At 62.0% G+C, this 18,409-nt stretch carries 22 protein-coding genes; 12 read left to right on the forward strand and 10 right to left on the reverse strand.

The window, feature by feature from the left end; translation table 11 throughout:
- Positions 1-9 precede the first annotated feature (9 nt).
- On the reverse strand, positions 10-297 hold the full coding sequence (locus AC07VG_RS29840; RefSeq protein ID WP_495004586.1) for a YheV family putative zinc ribbon protein: 288 nt from the start codon (positions 295-297) through the stop codon (positions 10-12).
- Positions 294-2,345 carry an oligopeptidase A gene (prlC, locus tag AC07VG_RS29845; protein ID WP_495022363.1) on the reverse strand — a complete coding sequence of 684 codons (2,052 nt, stop codon included), beginning with the start codon at positions 2,343-2,345 and terminating at the stop codon, positions 294-296. The genes AC07VG_RS29840 and prlC overlap by 4 nt, the downstream gene beginning before the upstream one ends.
- An 89-nt stretch (positions 2,346-2,434) precedes the next feature.
- Between prlC and AC07VG_RS29850 the strand changes: the two genes are divergently transcribed.
- Both AC07VG_RS29850 and AC07VG_RS29855 read left to right on the forward strand, forming a co-directional pair.
- Positions 2,435-2,983: a gamma carbonic anhydrase family protein gene (locus AC07VG_RS29850; RefSeq protein ID WP_495004584.1), complete on the forward strand. Its 549-nt coding sequence runs from the start codon at positions 2,435-2,437 to the stop codon at positions 2,981-2,983.
- Between the two features lie 27 nt (positions 2,984-3,010).
- Positions 3,011-3,655, forward strand: coding sequence for an HAD family hydrolase (locus AC07VG_RS29855; RefSeq protein ID WP_495004583.1), 645 nt, complete (start codon positions 3,011-3,013; stop codon positions 3,653-3,655).
- 119 nt (positions 3,656-3,774) lie between these two features.
- Here AC07VG_RS29855 and AC07VG_RS29860 read toward each other — a convergent pair whose 3' ends face one another.
- Complete coding sequence (locus AC07VG_RS29860) at positions 3,775-4,824, reverse strand: aminopeptidase (RefSeq protein WP_495004582.1); 1,050 nt, start codon at positions 4,822-4,824, stop codon at positions 3,775-3,777.
- Between the two features lie 183 nt (positions 4,825-5,007).
- On the opposite strand from AC07VG_RS29860, the gene AC07VG_RS29865 reads away from it, so the two are divergent.
- A complete protein-coding gene (locus AC07VG_RS29865) occupies positions 5,008-5,424 on the forward strand; it encodes a PA0061/PA0062 family lipoprotein (RefSeq protein WP_495004581.1) in 417 nt (138 codons plus the stop codon).
- Positions 5,425-5,447: 23 nt separating this feature from the next.
- Here AC07VG_RS29865 and AC07VG_RS29870 read toward each other — a convergent pair whose 3' ends face one another.
- Both AC07VG_RS29870 and AC07VG_RS29875 read right to left on the reverse strand, forming a co-directional pair.
- The gene (locus AC07VG_RS29870; RefSeq protein ID WP_495004580.1) at positions 5,448-5,681 is read right to left on the reverse strand and encodes a DUF1161 domain-containing protein; all 234 of its coding nucleotides are present in this window, start codon (positions 5,679-5,681) and stop codon (positions 5,448-5,450) included.
- A gap of 127 nt (positions 5,682-5,808) precedes the next feature.
- Positions 5,809-6,240 carry an OsmC family protein gene (locus AC07VG_RS29875; protein ID WP_495004579.1) on the reverse strand — a complete coding sequence of 144 codons (432 nt, stop codon included), beginning with the start codon at positions 6,238-6,240 and terminating at the stop codon, positions 5,809-5,811.
- A 221-nt stretch (positions 6,241-6,461) separates the two neighbouring features.
- Between AC07VG_RS29875 and AC07VG_RS29880 the strand changes: the two genes are divergently transcribed.
- Positions 6,462-7,463 carry an LLM class flavin-dependent oxidoreductase gene (locus tag AC07VG_RS29880; RefSeq protein ID WP_495004578.1) on the forward strand — a complete coding sequence of 334 codons (1,002 nt, stop codon included), beginning with the start codon at positions 6,462-6,464 and terminating at the stop codon, positions 7,461-7,463.
- 54 nt (positions 7,464-7,517) lie between these two features.
- Here AC07VG_RS29880 and AC07VG_RS29885 read toward each other — a convergent pair whose 3' ends face one another.
- Positions 7,518-7,748: a DUF1161 domain-containing protein gene (locus tag AC07VG_RS29885; RefSeq protein WP_495004577.1), complete on the reverse strand. Its 231-nt coding sequence runs from the start codon at positions 7,746-7,748 to the stop codon at positions 7,518-7,520.
- 134 nt (positions 7,749-7,882) lie between these two features.
- The gene (locus AC07VG_RS29890) at positions 7,883-8,098 is read right to left on the reverse strand and encodes a dodecin (RefSeq protein ID WP_100939968.1); all 216 of its coding nucleotides are present in this window, start codon (positions 8,096-8,098) and stop codon (positions 7,883-7,885) included.
- Positions 8,099-8,259: 161 nt separating this feature from the next.
- Between AC07VG_RS29890 and AC07VG_RS29895 the strand changes: the two genes are divergently transcribed.
- Complete coding sequence (locus AC07VG_RS29895) at positions 8,260-8,586, forward strand: ElaB/YgaM/YqjD family protein (protein ID WP_495004576.1); 327 nt, start codon at positions 8,260-8,262, stop codon at positions 8,584-8,586.
- Here the strand turns inward: AC07VG_RS29895 and AC07VG_RS29900 are convergent.
- The gene (locus tag AC07VG_RS29900) at positions 8,583-9,476 is read right to left on the reverse strand and encodes a LysR family transcriptional regulator (protein ID WP_495004575.1); all 894 of its coding nucleotides are present in this window, start codon (positions 9,474-9,476) and stop codon (positions 8,583-8,585) included. The genes AC07VG_RS29895 and AC07VG_RS29900 overlap by 4 nt on opposite strands.
- A gap of 112 nt (positions 9,477-9,588) precedes the next feature.
- Here AC07VG_RS29900 and trpB point away from each other — a divergent pair, with 112 nt between their 5' ends.
- The 4 genes from trpB (at position 9,589) to AC07VG_RS29920 (ending at position 12,688) form a co-directional block, all read left to right on the forward strand.
- Entirely contained in the window at positions 9,589-10,809 is a 1,221-nt protein-coding gene (gene trpB, locus AC07VG_RS29905) for a tryptophan synthase subunit beta (RefSeq protein ID WP_495004574.1), read from the forward strand.
- Positions 10,809-11,615, forward strand: a complete 807-nt coding sequence (trpA, locus tag AC07VG_RS29910) for a tryptophan synthase subunit alpha (protein WP_495004573.1) — start codon at positions 10,809-10,811, stop codon at positions 11,613-11,615. The genes trpB and trpA overlap by 1 nt, the downstream gene beginning before the upstream one ends.
- A gap of 192 nt (positions 11,616-11,807) precedes the next feature.
- Positions 11,808-12,098, forward strand: coding sequence for a hypothetical protein (locus AC07VG_RS29915; protein WP_495022364.1), 291 nt, complete (start codon positions 11,808-11,810; stop codon positions 12,096-12,098).
- Between the two features lie 143 nt (positions 12,099-12,241).
- A complete protein-coding gene (locus AC07VG_RS29920; RefSeq protein ID WP_495004572.1) occupies positions 12,242-12,688 on the forward strand; it encodes an anti-virulence regulator CigR family protein in 447 nt (148 codons plus the stop codon).
- A gap of 12 nt (positions 12,689-12,700) precedes the next feature.
- Here AC07VG_RS29920 and AC07VG_RS29925 read toward each other — a convergent pair whose 3' ends face one another.
- Both AC07VG_RS29925 and AC07VG_RS29930 read right to left on the reverse strand, forming a co-directional pair.
- The gene (locus AC07VG_RS29925) at positions 12,701-13,030 is read right to left on the reverse strand and encodes a DOPA 4,5-dioxygenase family protein (RefSeq protein ID WP_495004571.1); all 330 of its coding nucleotides are present in this window, start codon (positions 13,028-13,030) and stop codon (positions 12,701-12,703) included.
- Positions 13,031-13,069: 39 nt separating this feature from the next.
- Positions 13,070-14,020 carry a choline sulfate utilization transcriptional regulator gene (locus AC07VG_RS29930; protein ID WP_495004570.1) on the reverse strand — a complete coding sequence of 317 codons (951 nt, stop codon included), beginning with the start codon at positions 14,018-14,020 and terminating at the stop codon, positions 13,070-13,072.
- 114 nt (positions 14,021-14,134) lie between these two features.
- Here AC07VG_RS29930 and betC point away from each other — a divergent pair, with 114 nt between their 5' ends.
- The 3 genes from betC to AC07VG_RS29945 all read left to right on the forward strand — a co-directional run bounded on the left by betC (position 14,135) and on the right by AC07VG_RS29945 (position 18,398).
- On the forward strand, positions 14,135-15,649 hold the full coding sequence (gene betC, locus AC07VG_RS29935; protein WP_495022365.1) for a choline-sulfatase: 1,515 nt from the start codon (positions 14,135-14,137) through the stop codon (positions 15,647-15,649).
- Positions 15,650-15,668: 19 nt separating this feature from the next.
- On the forward strand, positions 15,669-16,589 hold the full coding sequence (locus AC07VG_RS29940; protein WP_495022366.1) for a choline ABC transporter substrate-binding protein: 921 nt from the start codon (positions 15,669-15,671) through the stop codon (positions 16,587-16,589).
- A gap of 240 nt (positions 16,590-16,829) precedes the next feature.
- Complete coding sequence (locus AC07VG_RS29945) at positions 16,830-18,398, forward strand: SulP family inorganic anion transporter (RefSeq protein ID WP_495004567.1); 1,569 nt, start codon at positions 16,830-16,832, stop codon at positions 18,396-18,398.
- Positions 18,399-18,409: the final 11 nt, after the last annotated feature.

The following is an 18,409-nucleotide window of genomic DNA, read 5'->3' on the forward strand; positions in this document are numbered from 1 at the left end:
ACGCGGCGGCTACTGGCCGTCGGGCTTCTTCAGCTTCGGATTGGGAAAGAACTGCACGGTCTGGACCTTGTTGTCCTGCGGCGCCTTGACCGCCGCGGTATTGACCCGCGTGCCCAACTCCTTGGGTACCGACAAGCCCTGTTCATTCAGGGTGTCGGCATAACCGCAGGCCACGCACTCACGGTGCGGAACCTCGTCTTCGCTCCACATCATCAGCTTGTCCTGCTCGCTGCACGCTGGGCAGACCGCCCCGGCGATAAAGCGCTTCTTGGTCTTGATCACAGGTGCCTCGCTCATGCCGCGACATCCTCGCTCAAGCCGCTGTGACGCAAGAGTGCGTCAATTGACGGCTCGCGGCCACGGAAGTCGACGAACAACAGCATCGGTTCCTGGGAACCACCACGTGCCAGGATCGCTTCACGGAAAGCCCGCCCGGTCTGCTCATTCAACACACCTTCTTCCTCGAACCGGGAAAAGGCATCGGCCGACAGCACTTCGGCCCATTTGTAGCTGTAGTAGCCCGCCGCGTAACCGCCGGCGAAAATATGCGCAAAGCTGTTGGGGAAACGGTTGTAGGCCGGCGGACGCATCACCGAGACCTCGTCGCGCACACCTTCGAGGACCTGCGCCGCGCTACGGCCATCGCCATGGGTGGCATGCAGTTCGAAGTCGAACAACGAGAATTCCAACTGGCGCACCATCATCAGCCCGGACTGGAAATTCTTCGCCGCGAGCATTTTTTCCAGCAGGTCCTGGGGCAGTGGCTCGCCGCTTTCGTAGTGACCGGAGATCAGCGCCAGGCCTTCAGGCTCCCAGCACCAGTTCTCCATGAACTGGCTCGGTAGCTCCACGGCATCCCAGGCCACGCCGTTGATGCCGGACACGCCGGCATGCTCGATGCGGGTCAGCAGGTGATGCAAGCCATGGCCGAATTCGTGGAACAGGGTGGTGACTTCGTCATGGGTCAGCAAGGCCGGCTTGCCGCTGTCGGCCGGGGCGAAGTTGCACACCAGGTTGGCCACCGGGCTTTGCAGGACGCCATCGACGGTACGCCGACGGTCGCGGGCACCGTCCATCCAGGCACCGCCACGCTTGTTGGCGCGGGCATAGAGGTCAAAGAAGAAGCGCCCGACGTGCTGGCCGTTCTCCTTGATTTCGAACAGCCGGACATCCGGGTGCCAGGTGTCGAAACCGCTCTGTTCGGCAATCTCGATGCCGTACAGGCGCTGGACAATGGCGAACAGCCCGCCGAGCACCTTGTCGATCGGGAAGTAGGCGCGCAGGGCTTCCTGGGAAACGCTGTAGCGTTGTTCACGCAGCTTCTCACCGTAGTAACCGCTGTCCCAGCTTTGCAGCTCGGCGCAGCCTTGCTCGGCGGCGTAGGCCTTGAGTTGCTGCAGGTCCTGGGCGGCAAACGGCTTGCTGCGCTTGGCCAGGTCGCGCAGGAAGGTCAGCACCTGGTCGCTGGAATCGGCCATCTTGGTCGCCAGGCTCAATTCGGCGAAGCTGGCAAAGCCCAGCAATTGAGCAAGCTCCTGGCGCAGGTCGAGGATCTCTTCCATCACCGGGCCGTTGTCGTACTGGCCGGCGTTCGGCCCCTGGTCCGAGGCACGGGTGCAGTAGGCGGCGTACACCTCTTCGCGCAGGGCACGGTCCTGGGCGTAGGTCATCACCGCGTAGTAGCTCGGGAATTCCAGGCTGATCAACCAGCCGTCCAGGCCCTTGGCCTTGGCCGCGGCGGCCATTTGCGCCTTGGAGGAATCGCTCAGGCCGGCCAGGCCAGCCTCGTCGGTGACATGCCGGGTCCAGGCCTGGGTCGCGTCAAGCAACTGGTTGGAGAAGCGGCTGCCCAGTTCGGAAAGCTTGCTCTGCACCTCGGCGTAGCGCTGCTGCTGCTCGGGCGGCAGGTCGATACCCGACAGGCGGAAGTCGCGCAGGGAGTGTTCGAGGATGGTTTTCTGGCCTACATCGAAGCTGGCGGCCTGCGGGCTGTTCGCCAGGGCTTCGAAAGCCTGGAACAGTTCGCGGTTCTGGCCCAGCTCCGTGGAGTAGGCGCTCAAGGCCGGCAGACAGGCCTCGTAGGCTTCGCGCAATTCGGCGCTGTTGCACACCGCATTGAGGTGGCTGACCGGACTCCAGGCGGCGCCCAGGCGATCGTTGAGTTCATCCATCGCCAGGACCAGCCCGGCCCAGGTAGGCTGTTGGCCCTGGGTTGCCAGAATGTCAGCGATGGCCGCGCGGTTGTCCGCCAGGATCTGTTCGATGGCCGGCAGCACGTGTTCGGCGCGGATCGCCGAGAACGGCGGCAGGTCGTAGGACTGCAGAAGAGGGTTATTCACGCTCACGGTTGGCACCTTGGCTGGAAGAAACATACGCCCATCTTAATTACAATCGACGCCGACCGCAGCTATCAACCAAAGAGAGAGCGCCTATCGTGACCCTTCGCACCTATCAGAACCTCACGCCGGCACTCGGTGAACGGACCTTTGTCGACCGTTCGGCGGTAGTGATCGGCGACGTCGAAATCGGCGCCGACAGCTCCATCTGGCCGTTGACCGTGATCCGTGGCGACATGCACCGAATCCGCATCGGCCAACGCACCAGCGTGCAGGACGGCTGCGTGTTGCATATCACCCACGCCGGGCCGTTCAACCCTGAAGGTTTCCCGCTGCTGATCGGCGACGACGTGACCATCGCCCACAAGGTCATGCTGCATGGCTGCACGCTGGGCAGCCGGATTCTGATCGGCATGGGCAGTATCGTCATGGACGGCGCGGTGATCGAGGACGAGGTAATCGTCGGCGCCGGCAGCCTGGTGCCGCCGGGCAAGACCCTGGCAAGCGGTTTTCTCTATATCGGCAGCCCGGTCAAGCAGGCGCGGGCGTTGACAGACAAGGAACGGGCGTTTTTCACCTACAGCGCGGCGAACTACGTGAAGCTCAAGGACCTGCACATGGCCGAAGGTTATCATCAGGCCGTTTGATTGTTTTTTGTACAACCAGGACACGCCATGCATTACCAGACGATTCTCTTCGACCTCGACGGCACCTTGACCGATCCACGCGAGGGCATCACCCGTTCAATCCAGTACGCGCTGGGTAAGCTGGGGATCGACGAGCCGGACCTCGGCAAGCTCGAACACTTTATCGGCCCGCCGTTGTTGCAGGCGTTCATGCAGTTCTACGGTTTTGACGAGGCCAAGGCCTGGGAGGCGGTAAACTTCTACCGGGAGCGCTTCAAGGTCACCGGGCTGTATGAGAACCGGGTGTTCGAAGGGGTCACGCCGCTGCTGGAGCTGTTGGGCGGACAGGGCCGCACCCTGTATATCGCCACGTCCAAGCCCTGGGTGTTTGCCCGGGAGATCGCCCGGCATTTCGATTTTGCCCGGCACTTCAAGGTGATCTACGGCAGCGAGCTGGATGGCACGCGGACCGACAAGGTCGAGCTGATTGCCCACCTGATCGCCGAAGAAGGGCTGGTGCCGAGCGAGACGCTGATGATCGGCGACCGCAAGCACGACCTGATCGGCGCGCAACCCAATGGTTTGGATGCGGCGGCAGTGGGGTATGGGTTTGGCAGTTTCGAGGAGTTGAGCGCGCAGCAGCCGGCTTATCATTTCCAGACCTTGGCTGAGCTGCATCGGGCGTTTGTGTAAGTCGTGAAACCGTGTCGCCTGCATCGCGAGCAAGCTTGCTCCTACAGGATATCGGTCGTCCGCAATTTATTGATACGACACAGACACTGCAGGAGCAAGCTTGCTCGCGATGGCGTCCTTCAGCCAGGCATCAATTGGCGCAACACCGCCTTGCGTTCGTCAACTGGCAGCCCCCCAAGCTTTTCCACCGCACTGAAAAACGCCGGCCAGTCGCCATTGACCTGCTTGAACAACGCCGCAAACGCCGGCACCCATTGGTCATACAATCCAAAGGGCAGCAGCTTGGCGTTATTCAGCGGCGCATTGATCCAGGCGTCATAACGCTTGTCGCCAGCCCACTGACTCGCCTGTATCCGGTGATACTCATCACGCAAACGCTGGAACTCCTGTGCCTTGCGCTCACGCATCTGCTCGACCGGCAACGCCTGCGCATACAGCTGCTGCAAACGCGCCCGCGTCTTCAGTAGCAGCTCGATAAACTGATCCTTCTGCGCCACATCGTTGACCTTGGCCGGCGGCAAGCCCCGCGCCGTCCGCCATTGGCGCGTGCCTTCCTGTTCGACGAAGTTGGCATAGGATTCGTTGAACTCGGTGTCGTCCTTCACATAAAAGCGCTGGTGCGCCAGCTCGTGAAAGATCAGCGTCGCCAGGCGCTCGTCGCCCCAGGTCAGCATCGAACTGATAATCGGATCGTCGAACCAGCCCAGCGTCGAGTAGGCCTCGACCCCACCGATATACACGTCCATGCCCTGCTGTTTTTGCAGCGCCGCTTCACCCCGCGCCGCGCCCTGGTTGTAATAGCCGCGATAGGCCACGCAGCCGGCAATGGGGAAACAGTGCGGTTGCGGGGTCAGGGAAAATTCCGCCGTGGCGAAGACATTCCAGACCACATAAGGGCGTTTGATATCCGCATACAATCGGTAACTGTGGTTATCCGGCAGATGCAGATGCTCGCTGGCGAAGGCTCGCGCCTGCTGGGACTGGGCCAGGTGTTCACGCAGCTTCGGATCCCGGGTCGGATCGGCAATCACCTCGGCCACCGGTTCCCGGGCGCGTAACAGGCTCAACTGGCCGCCGGCCAGTTGGCTATAATAATCGATACTGCTGCAACCACCGAGCAACAGCAGCATGGCAGCGATCGAACCGCGGACCAAGGGCCTGAACATCATGGGTGTCATCCTGCTGGGAGCAGACACAAGACTAGCGTGCGGACCGAACACTTTTCCATGAATGATTCTTGAGGTTACGCGGTTAACCGCAATGCGGCCGTCCCAGCACGAGCTTGACGCCCGGGGGCATCCCGCCGCCCCTGAACGCGGGTATGCTGAGGCTCTGACAGACTGGAAACCATCATGCGCAAGACTCCCCTCGTACTCCTCGCCCTGGCCAGCCTGGGCGGCTGTATCAGTCCGTTACCGGCGGTGAACCCACAAATGGCCTGGGTCGACCTGGACACCCACACCGGCACGGTGATCATGGCCGAAAGTCTGGACAAGCAGCGCCTGCGCGACGGGCGCTTTTTCCAGGTCACCCCGGGCAGCCATGACCTCGTGGCGCGTTTCGATTACGAGGTTTATATCGGCGGCATGGCCATGAACACCGATCCACCGAACCGCCTGTGCTATCTGAGCGTGCACTACGACCACTTCGAAGCCGGCCGGCGTTACCGTCTGGAAGGCATTGCCCTGGGCTTCTACGCCAGCGCACGGCTGTATAACGACAAGGGTGAAGTGGTGGCCGAGCAAAACAACGTGTTCTGCATTACCTAGCGAGTGACCGGTGTGGCCAGGCGTCAGCGGTCGTTCTTCTGGTAGATGATTTTCTTGCTGCCGCCGTCGCAACTGCCCACGACCATGTTCTGGTCGTGGACTTCATCATTGGCGACGATTTCCAGGGTGTAGGAACTGACACCAGCGGCCTGGATCTTGGTTTCGATCTCGGCCTTGAGCTCGTCACAAGGTTTGGTCGCGGCCAAGGCCGAGGTGACCAGCGCGCAACAGAAAATCCCCAGGGCAAAACGTTTCATGGTCGAACTCCTTGACTACGGCAGCGCGTCGCAAGAGCGTACGCGCAAACTCCACACTTTATTCGACCACAATTGCGCCGGCCAAGTTCTGCTCCACCTCACATCCCCGGCGTTTGCCGCAGCCCGGTCAGTGAACCAGGGTCCCGTCGAGGCTGATCTTGGCGTTCAGTACCTTGGACACGGGACAACCTTCCTTGGCCTTTTTGCTCAGTTCATCGAACTGCTGCTGGCTGGCGCCGGGGATTTTCGCCTTGAGAATCAGGTGCACCGCGGTGATCGCAAAACCACCGTCGACCTGGTCCAGGGTCACTTCGGCCTGGGTGTCGATACTGTCGGCCTTGAGACCGGCCTCGCCGAGAATCATCGAAAAGGCCATGGAGAAACACCCCGCGTGGGCGGCACCGATCAGCTCTTCCGGGTTGGTGCCCTTGCCGCCTTCAAAACGGGCCTTGAAACCGTAAGGTGCTTCGCGCAACACCCCGGTTTCCGTGGAAATCGAACCGATACCGGTTTTCAGGTCGCCTGCCCAATGAGCCGATGCTTTCTTCTTGATACTCATAGCTGCCTCCTCAAAAGCCGGCGCGAAGGGTTCACGCCGGGGTCAAAGTTCTGAGGATAGACGCTGTCTCAAAGTTCACTTTGTAAGACCCATCTGAAAAAAATGCAGGTTAAAAACCAGCCACCCCTTGAAACTCGGGTATATGCCCACATTCCTTGGAGACCGGCAGGTTTTTCGACAGCAGACGAAGCCTGCGTACCCCCCTATGGAGTAGCAGGCTTATGAAGCGACTGTCCGATACCAAATTTTCCACCCTCGACCTGGTGCCCGTGCGCCAGGACGGCAGCCCGGGCCAATCGCTGCGCAATTCGCTGGATCTGGCCCGTCATGTGGAGAAGTTCGGCTACAACCGCTTCTGGGTCGCCGAGCACCACAACATGGACGGCATCGCCAGTTCGGCCACCTCCGTGCTGCTGGGTTACCTGGCGGGCGGCACCTCGACCATTCGCGTCGGCTCCGGCGGTGTGATGCTACCCAACCATGCGCCACTGGTGATCGCCGAACAGTTCGGCACCCTGGAAAGCCTCTACCCCGGCCGTATCGACCTGGGCCTGGGCCGCGCCCCGGGGTCCGACCAGATGACCGCCCGGGCCTTGCGCCGCGAGCGTTCGGGCAGCGCCGACGACTTCCCCGAGGATGTCACTGAGCTGATGGGCTACCTCGGCCCGCGCACGCCGGAACAACGGGTGATCGCCATGCCGGGCACCGGCACCCAGGTGCCGGTCTGGTTGCTCGGCTCGAGCCTGTTCAGTGCCCAACTGGCTGGCGAGCGGGGCTTGCCCTACGCCTTCGCTTCACATTTCGCGCCGCGCTATATGCATGAGGCGATTCGCGTCTACCGCAACCACTTCAAGCCTTCGGCGGTGCTTGACAAACCTTACGTGATGCTCGGCGTGCCATTGGTGGCCGCGGATACCGATGAAAAGGCCGACTACCTGGCGACCTCGGTGTACCAGCGCATCCTCGCCCTGATGCGTGGCCAGAGTCTGGTGCAACGGCCTCCGGTGCAAACCATGGATGGCTTGTGGCTACCCCACGAGAAAGAAGCCGTGGCGAGCTTCCTCGGTCTGGCGATGGTCGGCAGCCCGGCGAAGATCCGCGCCAAGCTGGAGGTGCTGATCGAGCAGACCCAGGCCGATGAACTGATCTTCACCTGTGACCTGTATGAGCATGCCGATCGGCTGCATTCCTACGAGTTGCTGGCGCAGCTTATGAAAGGCTGAGGGCCAGCGACAAAAAAGCCGGCGCCTGGCGCCGGCTTTGATGCCCACTCAAGCTTACTTGCGCTTGTAGACGATTTCCTTTTTACCCGCATCGCAGCTGCCAATGACCTTGCCATCGGCGCCGGTATTGCCGGCCTTGTCGACGACCTGCAGCGAGTAACCATGGACGCCCTTGGCTTCAAGCTTGTCCTTGATGTCCTTCTCTACCGCGTCGCATGGTTTGCCCGCCGCAAGGGCGGTTCCCGCCAGACTCAACAACGCTACCGCCAGCACAAGCTTTTTCATCGATCATATTCCCTGGTCAGATCAAAAAAAGTGCGTCGGCTGTTAGGCGACGCACCTGGGGCTATTTAGCGCCCTCTGTATAGCAATCAATATGGCAGTCGGCCAGCCTATAAGTTCAAAAGGCCAGCATTTGTTCAGCTATTGGCGATTCTGAAGCCCACTTTCAGCGTCACCTGAAAGTGCGCGGCCTTGTTGTCCTTGATATGCCCACGGGTATCGAGCACCTCGAACCACTCCAGGTGCTTGATGCTTTTACCGGCTTCGGCCAGGGCGTTGTTGATCGCGTCTTCGATGCTGGTGGGGGAAGAACCTACCAGTTCGATTTTCTTGTAGGTGTGATGGTCGCTCATGCTGTTCTCCTAAGTCCCGAGGGCGGTTCAGAGAGCCTAGCAGTGATTTTTCCCACAGCTCGCATCGAGTGACCCCGGGAGGCGGCGCAGATTTTTTGCACTTTCACACCGCGCTGAAGTCCCAATCTACACACGCCACTCAACTGCGGGAGAATGCCGATATGGCCAGCAACTCACTACGCAAAGCTTCATTGCAAAGCATGGAAGCCGAAATCGAGAGCCTGCTCAAGTCCCTCGAAAGCCTCAAGGATGACGCCTCGGACGAGTCGCGCAAGACCCTCAAGGCGCTCCGCAGCAATGCCGAGAATGCGCTGAAACACTCGCGGCACCTGCTCAGCGATGCCTATGAAGAGGTCAAGGTCAGAACCCGTGAAACCGGGATCGCGACCCGGGACTACGCCCAGGAGCATCCGTGGACAACCGCTGGTATCGCGGTGGGTGCCTTGGGGTTGCTGGCGGCTTACCTGCTGTGCACACGCCGGGACTAAGTGCCGTGCTCCAACTCGGTCTTGAGCCATTGGGCCAACTGTTGGGCACGTCCGTCCGCGGCACGCCGAGGCAACCATAACGCCAGCCGCCCCGGGGTTTCATTGAAGCCCCAGGGCGCCACCAGGCGACCGGCGCGCAAATCGTCCGCCACCAGCGGCTGCGGCGCGATCGCCACGCCCAACCCGGCCACCGCCGCTTCGAGCAGGTAGTACAGATGCTCGAAACCCTGCCCGTATTTCAACTCCGTCACATCGATGCCGTTCTGCCGCGCCCAACTGGGCCAGGCCTGCGGTCGCGAAGTGGTGTGCAACAACGGCTCGCCCACCAGCCCCCGGGCCGACGCCCGCAGCAAGGACTCGTAACGGCTGAAGTGCGGGCTCATGACCGGCCCGATGCGCTCGCTGGCCAGCTCAACGACCTGCATATCCGCCGGCCATGGCGGCTCGGCGAACAGTAGCAGGGCATCGAGCCCCGGCTTGCGTGGATCGAGATCGCCTTCACCCGCCGACAGGTGCAGGCGCAAGTCAGGCAGATCGGCATTCAGTCGTCCCAGTCGCGGAATAAACCAGCGCGCCAGCAAACTCCCGGAACAGCCCAGTACAAAAGGCGCATCCGCCGTGCTCTGGGTCAGCTCGGCGCAGACCGCCCGCAGCCGCTCGAATGCCTCGAAACTGGCGTCACGCAGGCGTATCCCCGCATCTGTGAGTTTCAGGCCGCGGCCGTCCTTGACGAACAGACTCAGGCCCAGGTGTTCCTCGAGCACTTTCAATTGCCGGCTGACCGCCCCATGGGTCACATGCAGCTGTTCGGCCGCCTGACTGACGCTGTTCAAGCGGGCGGTGGCCTCGAAGGCGCGCAAGGCATTGAGCGGGGGAAGGTCGCGGCTCATGGTATCTGTGAGTTTTCCTGACAGGTTACGCCGATCTTATCGGTTTTCATCCGCGCCTGTCATGGTTAGAGTGAACCCCATCGAACCTTCAATCGTCCACCTGGAGCCTCCCATGACCCAGTCCAACCTGCGCAACGGCCCCGACGCCAACGGCCTGTTCGGCGCATTCGGCGGCCGCTACGTGGCCGAAACCCTGATGCCGCTGATCCTCGACCTGAACCGCGAATACGAAGCCGCCAAGATCGATCCCGCGTTCATCAAGGAACTGGCCTACTTCCAGCGCGACTACGTCGGTCGTCCGAGCCCACTGTACTTCGCCGAACGCCTGACCGAGCACTGCGGCGGCGCGAAGATCTACCTCAAGCGCGAGGAGCTGAACCACACCGGCGCGCACAAGATCAACAACTGCATCGGCCAGATCCTGCTGGCGCGGCGCATGGGCAAGAAACGCATCATCGCCGAGACCGGTGCCGGCATGCACGGCGTGGCCACCGCCACCGTGGCTGCGCGCTTCGGCCTCGATTGCGTGATCTACATGGGCACCACCGACATCGAGCGCCAGCAGGCCAACGTGTTCCGCATGAAACTGCTGGGCGCGGAAGTGATTCCAGTGGTTGCCGGGACCGGCACCCTGAAAGACGCGATGAACGAAGCCCTGCGCGACTGGGTCACCAACGTCGACAGCACCTTCTACCTGATCGGCACCGTCGCCGGTCCACACCCGTACCCGGCCATGGTCCGCGACTTCCAGTCGGTGATCGGCAAGGAAACCCGCGAGCAGCTGCAAGCCCAGGAAGGGCGCCTGCCCGACAGCCTGGTGGCGTGCATCGGCGGCGGCTCCAACGCCATGGGCCTGTTCCACCCGTTCCTTGATGACACCAGCGTCGAAATCATCGGCGTCGAAGCGGCCGGCCACGGTATCGAGACCGGCAAGCACGCCGCCAGCCTGAACGGCGGCGTCCCGGGTGTACTGCACGGCAACCGGACCTTCCTGCTGCAGGACGACGACGGCCAGATCATCGACGCCCACTCGATTTCCGCCGGCCTCGATTACCCCGGCATCGGCCCGGAACACGCCTGGTTGCACGATATCGGCCGCGTCCAGTACACCTCGATCACCGATCATGAAGCCCTGGCCGCGTTCCACCAGTGCTGCCGCCTCGAAGGCATCATCCCGGCCCTGGAAAGCGCCCACGCCCTGGCCGAAGTGTTCAAGCGCGCGCCGACCCTGCCCAAGGATCACCTGATGGTGGTCAACCTGTCCGGTCGCGGCGACAAGGACATGCAAACCGTCATGCACCACATGCAACAGTCCCAGCAGGAGAAACACTGATGAGCCGCCTGCAAACCCGCTTTGCCGAGCTGAAACAACAGAACCGCGCCGCCCTGGTGACCTTTGTCACCGCTGGCGACCCGGGTTATGACACCTCCCTGGCGATCCTCAAGGGCTTGCCCAAGGCCGGTGCCGATGTGATCGAACTGGGCATGCCCTTCACCGATCCGATGGCCGACGGCCCGGCAATCCAACTGGCGAACATCCGCGCCCTGGCCGCCAAGCAGAACCTGGCGAAAACCCTGCAGATGGTTCGCGAGTTCCGCGCCGAGAACAATGAAACCCCGTTGGTGCTGATGGGTTACTTCAACCCGATCCACCACTACGGCGTGCCACGCTTCATCGCCGATGCCAAGGCCGCCGGTGTCGACGGCCTGATCGTGGTCGACCTGCCACCGGAACATAACGGCGAGCTGTGCGACCCGGCCCAGGCCGCCGGCCTGGACTTTATCCGCCTGACCACCCCGACCACCGACGACGTCCGTCTACCCACCGTGCTCAACGGCAGCTCCGGCTTCGTCTACTACGTGTCGGTGGCCGGCGTGACCGGTGCCGGCTCGGCGACCCTGGAACACGTCGAAGAGGCGGTGGCTCGCCTGCGTCGCCACACCGATCTGCCGATCAGCATCGGTTTCGGTATCCGCACACCGGAGCAGGCCGCGGCCATCGCCCGGCTGGCGGACGGCGTGGTGGTCGGCTCGGCGCTGATCGATCATATCGCCAACGCCACCAGCGATGAGCAGGCCATCGATGGCGTGCTGAGCCTGTGCGCGGCCCTCGCCGAAGGCGTACGGACCGCGCGCTAAGCCACACGGCACGACACCAGGGGATCCACGGCCACGGCCCTGGGTCCCTTTTTTCATGGGCGCGAACCTGAGCGTTTATTGACAGAACCGCGCTGTCAAAGGGGTAATCATTTCATTCTCTTTCCGGGAAATACCGGCAAGAGACGGCCGCGCAGGAGCGCTGGATCGTTACCGATGAAAATGGATGCCCCTATGACACTCGCTATCGCCCGTACCTTCCTCGACCACCTGTCCGTCACTGAAAGCCCTCGCCCAAAGCGGCTCAGATCGGTGACTTCCCAGCCCCGCCAAACCCCACCACCGCGACAAAACCTGTCCAGCCTGTTCGCGTTCGAACCCCTGGCCCCCAGCACCGCGAAACTGGCTTCGCAGAGCGGCGTCCCGGCAAGAACCGCTGGCGCAGCGGCAAACGACGCCTCCTTGCGCGAACGTCTTGAAGCCCTGCGGCATGGCCTGAGCGAACAGCATGATCGCTGGAGATAGCACCGGCGCCGGACAAAGGTAAAGTTCCTGATACAAAGGAATCTAAACGCCACCATACGGACTAATAGAGCAAGACCCGGGGGTTTGAAGCCAAGCCTTCACCCCTATTCGATGTATTGCCTGTGTGGTGAGGAATGCCCCCGATGAAAATGCCCAAACGCCTGATGGCCGGTCTTGGCCTGTTGATACTCAGCACCAGCCCCCTGCTGCATGCCGAAGACCAGTGGCGCGGCGAAGATCATGATCGCGGTGGCTACGACCAACGGGACCGGGGTGACAACAGAGGCCAGGGCAGGGAACATGACGAGCGCAATGCGCACCGTCCGCCCCAGGATTTCGGCCGGGTCCGCCAGATGATTCATGAAGACCGCGAACATTTCGGCCGTGGCGCGCCACCACCACCGGGCTACCGTCTGGTGCGCGGCCAACCGCTGCCACGCGGCTACGAAGGCGAACGCCTGGACGACCGGGCGCTGTCGCGCCTGCCGATGTACGAGGGTTACGAATGGCGGCGCATGGGCGATGACGTGGTCTTGATCACCATCGGCACCGGGATCGTCTACGAGATTCTCGACGGCGTGCTGAACTGACCGCTTGAGGCGCTAGGCGAAGATCGACAGATCCAATGGCCTGACCGCTCCCATCCAGATCCCGTGATCGCGATGGTCGGCCAGGTCATCGCCGGTCAGGGGATGCAGGAACACCACCAGCCCCTTGCGGTTCAGCGCCAGCCACGGCAGGACCACACCAACGTATTGCGCCTCGAACGCCAGCTGGCAACTCCAGTCCGGATGCGGCCCCACCGGGCGCTGGTGCATCCGTCCCATCCTCAGCGGAAAAGTCGTCGCCGCCAGTTCACACAGCTCACGGGCCTGCTCCAGGGTCGAAGCATCGAAATAGATGTGGGCGTGGTAGCCCTTGATACGTTGCATGCCGCTCTCGTTCGTTCAGCGTCTGTTAATGACCTAACGCTACACCGCAATCGAGGGCAAGCCCAGCCCCACCAGCGATTGCGCACTGTTGGCCTGCTCGGCCATCAACCAGTCAAAGAAGCGCTGGATCAGCGCCCCACGCCGTTTACGCTGAGGCAACACCACGTAATAACCAAAGGTGGAAATCACCGTCTGGCTGATCGGCCGGCATAACAAGCCCTGCTCCAACAGGTTATCCACCAGGTGGCGCCAGCCGATGGCCACGCCCTGGCCGCCAATCGCCGCCTGGATCAACAAGGTGTAGTTGTCGAAGCGCAATTGCCCCGGAGCCGGTGCGGCGGTGAGCCCCAGTTCGCGAAAAACCCCACTCCAATCGAACCAGTGGCTGCTGTTTTCGCCCTTGAGGTGCAGCAAGGGAAACTCCAGCAAAGCCTCTGTGGGTAGCGGCAACTCGCGACCCTTGAGCAATTGCGGGCTGCACACCGGAAACACTTCCTCGCTGAACAGCCAATGGCTCTCGCCCTGCTTGAAACGGCCCTTGCCGAACAACACCGCCACATCGATGTCGGTGCGCAGCATGTTGTGGCTGCGCTCGCTGGTCACCAGGCTGACATCGACCTGTGGATTGGCCGCGTGGAAGCGATGCAGGCGCGGCATCAACCAATAGGCGGCAAAGGCAAAGTCAGTGGCGACCTGCAGCACCTCGTGCTGACGCTGGGCGGTGACCGCGCTCAAACCACTGTCGATGCTCTGCAGACCGACCTGCACCTGCTCGAACAGAATCGAGCCGGCCTCGGTCAACTCGATGCCGCGGTAGATGCGGTCGAACAGGCGGGTGGTCAACTGCTCTTCCAGGCGCTTGATCTGCTGGCTGATGGCCGGCTGGGTAGTGCCCAACTCCACCGCGGCGGCGGTAAAACTGTGATGACGGGCCGCCGCTTCGAAGGCCCGGAGCAGATCGAGGGACAGGTCACCCAGCGCTTCATACATAAGCTGCACTTATCCTAGTCATTGTTTTGCAGGGGCTTTACCACAGATTCCGTGGGCCACATGCTGAATCACAGCACTATCGCATAACAATTCACTATGGAATGCCGCGATTACATGAAGCGCAAGAACATTCTCTTCATCATGGCCGATCAAATGGCCGCACCCCTGTTGCCGCTCTACGGTGCATCGCCGATCAAGCTTCCGAACCTGAGCCGTCTGGCCGCCGAAGGCGTGGTCTTCGATGCCGCCTACTGCAACAGCCCGCTCTGCGCGCCGTCGCGCTTCACCCTCGTCAGTGGCCAGTTGCCGAGCAAGATCGGCGCTTACGACAACGCCGCCGATTTCCCCGCCGACGTACCGACCTATGCCCACTATCTGCGGCGCCTCGGCTATCGCACCGCGCTGTCGGGCAAGATGCACTTCTGCGGGCCGGACCAGTTGCATGGCTATGAAGAGCGCCTGACCAGCGATATCTACCCGGCGGACTACGGCTGGGCGGTGAACTGGGATGAGCCCGATGTGCGGCCCAGCTGGTACCACAACATGTCCTCGGTGCTGCAGGCCGGTCCTTGCGTGCGCACCAACCAGCTGGATTTCGATGAAGAGGTGGTCTTCAAGGCGCAACAATACCTGTTCGACCATGTGCGCGAAGACGGCAACCAGCCGTTCTGCCTGACCGTGTCCATGACCCACCCCCACGATCCCTACACCATTCCCAAGGCCTTCTGGGACCTGTATCGCGACGAAGACATTCCGTTGCCGCAGACCCCGGCCCAGGACAGTCTCGATCCGCATTCCCAGCGGTTGCTCAAGGTCTATGACCTGTGGGACAAGCCGCTGCCTGTGGAGAAGATCCGCGACGCGCGCCGGGCCTACTTCGGCGCGTGCGGCTATATCGACAGCAACGTCGGCAAACTCCTGCAAACCCTGGAGGAAACCGGCCTGGCCGAGGACACGGTGATCGTGTTCTCCGGCGACCACGGCGACATGCTCGGCGAGCGCGGCCTCTGGTACAAAATGCACTGGTTCGAAATGTCCGCGCGGGTACCGCTGCTGATCAGCGCGCCGGGGCAGTTTGCCGCCGGCCGCGTCAGCGCGGCCGTCTCCACCGCCGACCTGCTACCGACCCTGGTGGAACTGGCCGGTGGCACCTTGCAGGCCGAACTGCCGCTGGACGGGCGCTCGCTGGTCCCACACCTGAAGGGCGAGGGCGGCCACGACGAAGTGTTCGGCGAATACATGGCCGAAGGCACCATCAGCCCGCTGATGATGATTCGCCGTGGAGCCTACAAATTTATCTACAGCGAAGACGACCCCTGCCTGCTCTTCGATGTCCACAACGACCCCCATGAGGAGGAAGAACTCAGCCAGTCAGTGCCGCATCAAGCACTCTTCAACGACTTCCTGGCCGAAGCCCGGGCGAAATGGAACATCCCGGCGATCCACCAACAGGTGCTCGCCAGTCAGCGGCGGCGGCGTTTCGTCGCCAGCGCGCTGAGCCAAGGAAAGCTGAAGAGCTGGGATCACCAGCCACTGGTGGATGCCAGTCAGCAATACATGCGCAACCATATCGACCTCGACGATCTGGAACGCAAAGCACGTTATCCACAACCCTGCCAAAACCAATAACGAACGTAAGGGGAAGGCGATGAAGAAGTTATCCACAGCACTGACGGCCGGTTTGCTGGCCATGAGCTGCCTGAGTGCTTATGCCGAGCAGAGCTGCGACACGGTAAAAATGGCCGATCCGGGCTGGAGCGATATCGCCGCGACCAACGCCATCACCAGCTTGCTGCTCGATGGCCTGGGCTACAAGGCCAAGGTCGACACCCTGGCGGTGCCGATCACCTATGGCGGTCTCAAGGACGGCCAGGTGGATGTGTTCCTTGGCAACTGGATGCCTGCGCAGCAGGGTTTCTACGACAAATTCCTGGCCAACGGCGATGTCACGCAACTGACGAAGAACCTCGACGGCACCGAGTTCACCCTGGCGGTCCCGGATTATGTCTGGGACGCGGGCGTGCATAACTTTGCCGACCTGAACAAGTTCGCCGACAAGTTCGACAAGAAGCTCTATGGTATCGGCTCCGGCGCGCCGGCCAATGCCTCGCTGGCGGATATCATCAAGAAGAACGAGTTCGACCTGGGCCAGTGGAAACTGGTGGAGTCCAGCGAGCAGGCGATGTTGGCCGAAGTAGCTCGTTCGGTGAAGAAGCAGAAGTTCGTGGTCTTCCTCGGCTGGACCCCGCACCCGATGAACGTGCAGATGAAAATGCATTACCTCAAGGGCGGCGAGAAATACTTCGGTGATACCGGCAGCGTCTATACCGTGACCCGCAAGGGTTATGCACAGGCCTGTCCGAACGTCGGCAAATTGCTGAGCAACCTGAGCTTCACCCAGGACATGGAAAACAGCATCATGGCCGAGGTGGCGAACAAGAAGCTGAACAATGCCGATGCGGCCAAGGCCTGGATCAAGGCCAACCCGGCGGTGCTGGATAAATGGCTGGACGGGGTGAAGACCGTGGATGGCCAGGATGGGTTGCCGGCGGTTAAAGCCAAGCTCTAAAGAGCAATACACAACCTGAGGTGTAGGAGCCGGCTGGCTGGCGATGGCGTCCGCAAGGGCAGCGCAAGGCTCAAGGGCCTCATCGCCAGCAAGCTGGCTCCTACAAGGTTCGGCGCATGACGATAGTATTGCGGCGGAACCGGGATCTGTGGGAGCCGGCTCCTACAAGGTCGGTGCTTCACCGCGAAAATTTCGGATATACCCCTCACCCTGACGCCGACTCATCCGACCGAGAGACCCATGGGCTGGACCAACCGCCACAAATTCCTGCCATTTCTCAGCTGGCTGCCGCGGCAAACCCGCGCCAGTGTCAGTCGTGACCTGATCGTCGGCCTGAGCGGGGCGATCCTGGCCTTGCCACAATCGGTCGCCTACGCGCTGATTGCCGGCCTGCCCCCCGAATACGGCCTGTACGCAGCCATCGTCCCGGTGCTGATCGCCTGTCTCTGGGGCTCGTCCTGGCACCTGATCTGCGGACCCACGGCGGCCATCTCGATTGTCCTGTTCGCCAGCGTCAGCCCCCTGGCGGTGCCCGGCAGCCAGGACTACATCACACTGATCCTGTTGCTGACCTGTATCGCCGGGATCTTCCAGTGGTTGCTGGGGATGCTGCGTTTCGGTGCTCTGGTGAATTTCGTCTCACATTCGGTGGTGCTGGGTTTCACCCTGGGCGCCGCCGTGGTCATCGCCCTCGGGCAACTGCCAAACCTGCTGGGGCTCGATATCCCCAACCAGGCCACCGCCCTGAACAGCCTGCTGCAACTGGGCCAGCACCTCGGCGAACTGGACAAACCCTCGCTGCTGCTGGGCCTGGGGACGCTGATCCTCGGTCTCGCGCTCAAATCCTGGCTGCCGCGCTGGCCAACCCTGTTGATCACCCTGGTCCTGGCCAGCACGCTGGTCTGGTTGTGTCCGGGCCTATTCGGGCATGTGCAACGGGTCAAGGGCTTTATCGGCCGGTTGCCGCCGTTCAGCGCCTTGCCGCTGGACCTGGAAACCATCCTGCGCCTGCTGCCCAGCGCCGTCGCGGTGGGCATGCTCGGGCTGGTGACCAGCCTGTCGATAGCCCGCTCGTTGTCCGCACGTTCGCAGCAATTGCTCGATGCCAACCAGGAAGTCCGCGCCCAGGGCCTGTCGAATATCGTCGGCAGTCTGTTTTCCGGCTACCTCTCGGCCGGCTCGTTCACCCGCGCCGCACTGAGTTACGAAGCCGGGGCCTGCTCACCGCTGGCCGGGGTGTTTTCCGCGCTCTGGGTGGCACTGTTCGCCGTAACCGGCTCGGCGCTGATCGCGCATATCCCGATCCCGGCGATGGCCGGCAGTATCCTGCTGATCAGTTGGGGATTGGTCGACCGGCGCGGCATCCGCGCGTTATTCCGGGTCAGTCACGCCGAGTTCGCGGTAATGGCCATGACCTGCGTGGCAACTTTGCTGCTGGAGTTGCAGACGGCGATTTATGCCGGGGTGCTGGCCTCGCTGTTTTTCTACCTGAAGCGCACCTCGCAGCCGCGGGTCCAGCATTGGCGCGATGGCGACGAGGATGTGCTGCGGGTCGGCGGATCGATCTTTTTCGGCGCCAGCCATTACCTGCAAGTGCAGTTGCAACGGTTGCACGGGGTGAAGGTGGTGATCGAGGCGCAGCAGATCAACTTCATCGATTACTCGGGGGTTGAAATGCTCCACCAGGAAGCCCGGCGGTTGATACGCGAAGGCCGCAGCCTGACCCTGAGGCGGGCGCGGGCGCCGGTGGTGGAAGAGCTGGTCAAGCTCGAGGGTGTGGATAAGTGCCCGATCCTGTTTGAGGATTGAGGCCCCTGACA

The sequence above is a fragment of the Pseudomonas sp. GW821-FHT03C07 genome (assembly GCF_059420925.1).

Coding starts and splice junctions, on each gene's coding strand:
- AC07VG_RS29890 (WP_100939968.1), bottom strand. CDS start 8,098: ATGAGCGACCATCACACCTACAAGAAAATCGAACTGGTAGGTTCTTCC.
- AC07VG_RS29870 (WP_495004580.1), bottom strand. CDS start 5,681: ATGAAACGTTTTGCCCTGGGGATTTTCTGTTGCGCGCTGGTCACCTCG.
- AC07VG_RS29875 (WP_495004579.1), bottom strand. CDS start 6,240: ATGAGTATCAAGAAGAAAGCATCGGCTCATTGGGCAGGCGACCTGAAA.
- AC07VG_RS29865 (WP_495004581.1), top strand. CDS start 5,008: ATGCGCAAGACTCCCCTCGTACTCCTCGCCCTGGCCAGCCTGGGCGGC.
- AC07VG_RS29860 (WP_495004582.1), bottom strand. CDS start 4,824: ATGATGTTCAGGCCCTTGGTCCGCGGTTCGATCGCTGCCATGCTGCTG.
- trpB (WP_495004574.1), top strand. CDS start 9,589: ATGACCCAGTCCAACCTGCGCAACGGCCCCGACGCCAACGGCCTGTTC.
- AC07VG_RS29925 (WP_495004571.1), bottom strand. CDS start 13,030: ATGCAACGTATCAAGGGCTACCACGCCCACATCTATTTCGATGCTTCG.
- AC07VG_RS29885 (WP_495004577.1), bottom strand. CDS start 7,748: ATGAAAAAGCTTGTGCTGGCGGTAGCGTTGTTGAGTCTGGCGGGAACC.
- AC07VG_RS29945 (WP_495004567.1), top strand. CDS start 16,830: ATGGGCTGGACCAACCGCCACAAATTCCTGCCATTTCTCAGCTGGCTG.
- AC07VG_RS29880 (WP_495004578.1), top strand. CDS start 6,462: ATGAAGCGACTGTCCGATACCAAATTTTCCACCCTCGACCTGGTGCCC.
- AC07VG_RS29895 (WP_495004576.1), top strand. CDS start 8,260: ATGGCCAGCAACTCACTACGCAAAGCTTCATTGCAAAGCATGGAAGCC.
- AC07VG_RS29940 (WP_495022366.1), top strand. CDS start 15,669: ATGAAGAAGTTATCCACAGCACTGACGGCCGGTTTGCTGGCCATGAGC.
- AC07VG_RS29840 (WP_495004586.1), bottom strand. CDS start 297: ATGAGCGAGGCACCTGTGATCAAGACCAAGAAGCGCTTTATCGCCGGG.
- trpA (WP_495004573.1), top strand. CDS start 10,809: ATGAGCCGCCTGCAAACCCGCTTTGCCGAGCTGAAACAACAGAACCGC.
- AC07VG_RS29915 (WP_495022364.1), top strand. CDS start 11,808: ATGACACTCGCTATCGCCCGTACCTTCCTCGACCACCTGTCCGTCACT.
- AC07VG_RS29855 (WP_495004583.1), top strand. CDS start 3,011: ATGCATTACCAGACGATTCTCTTCGACCTCGACGGCACCTTGACCGAT.
- AC07VG_RS29900 (WP_495004575.1), bottom strand. CDS start 9,476: ATGAGCCGCGACCTTCCCCCGCTCAATGCCTTGCGCGCCTTCGAGGCC.
- betC (WP_495022365.1), top strand. CDS start 14,135: ATGAAGCGCAAGAACATTCTCTTCATCATGGCCGATCAAATGGCCGCA.
- AC07VG_RS29920 (WP_495004572.1), top strand. CDS start 12,242: ATGAAAATGCCCAAACGCCTGATGGCCGGTCTTGGCCTGTTGATACTC.
- AC07VG_RS29930 (WP_495004570.1), bottom strand. CDS start 14,020: ATGTATGAAGCGCTGGGTGACCTGTCCCTCGATCTGCTCCGGGCCTTC.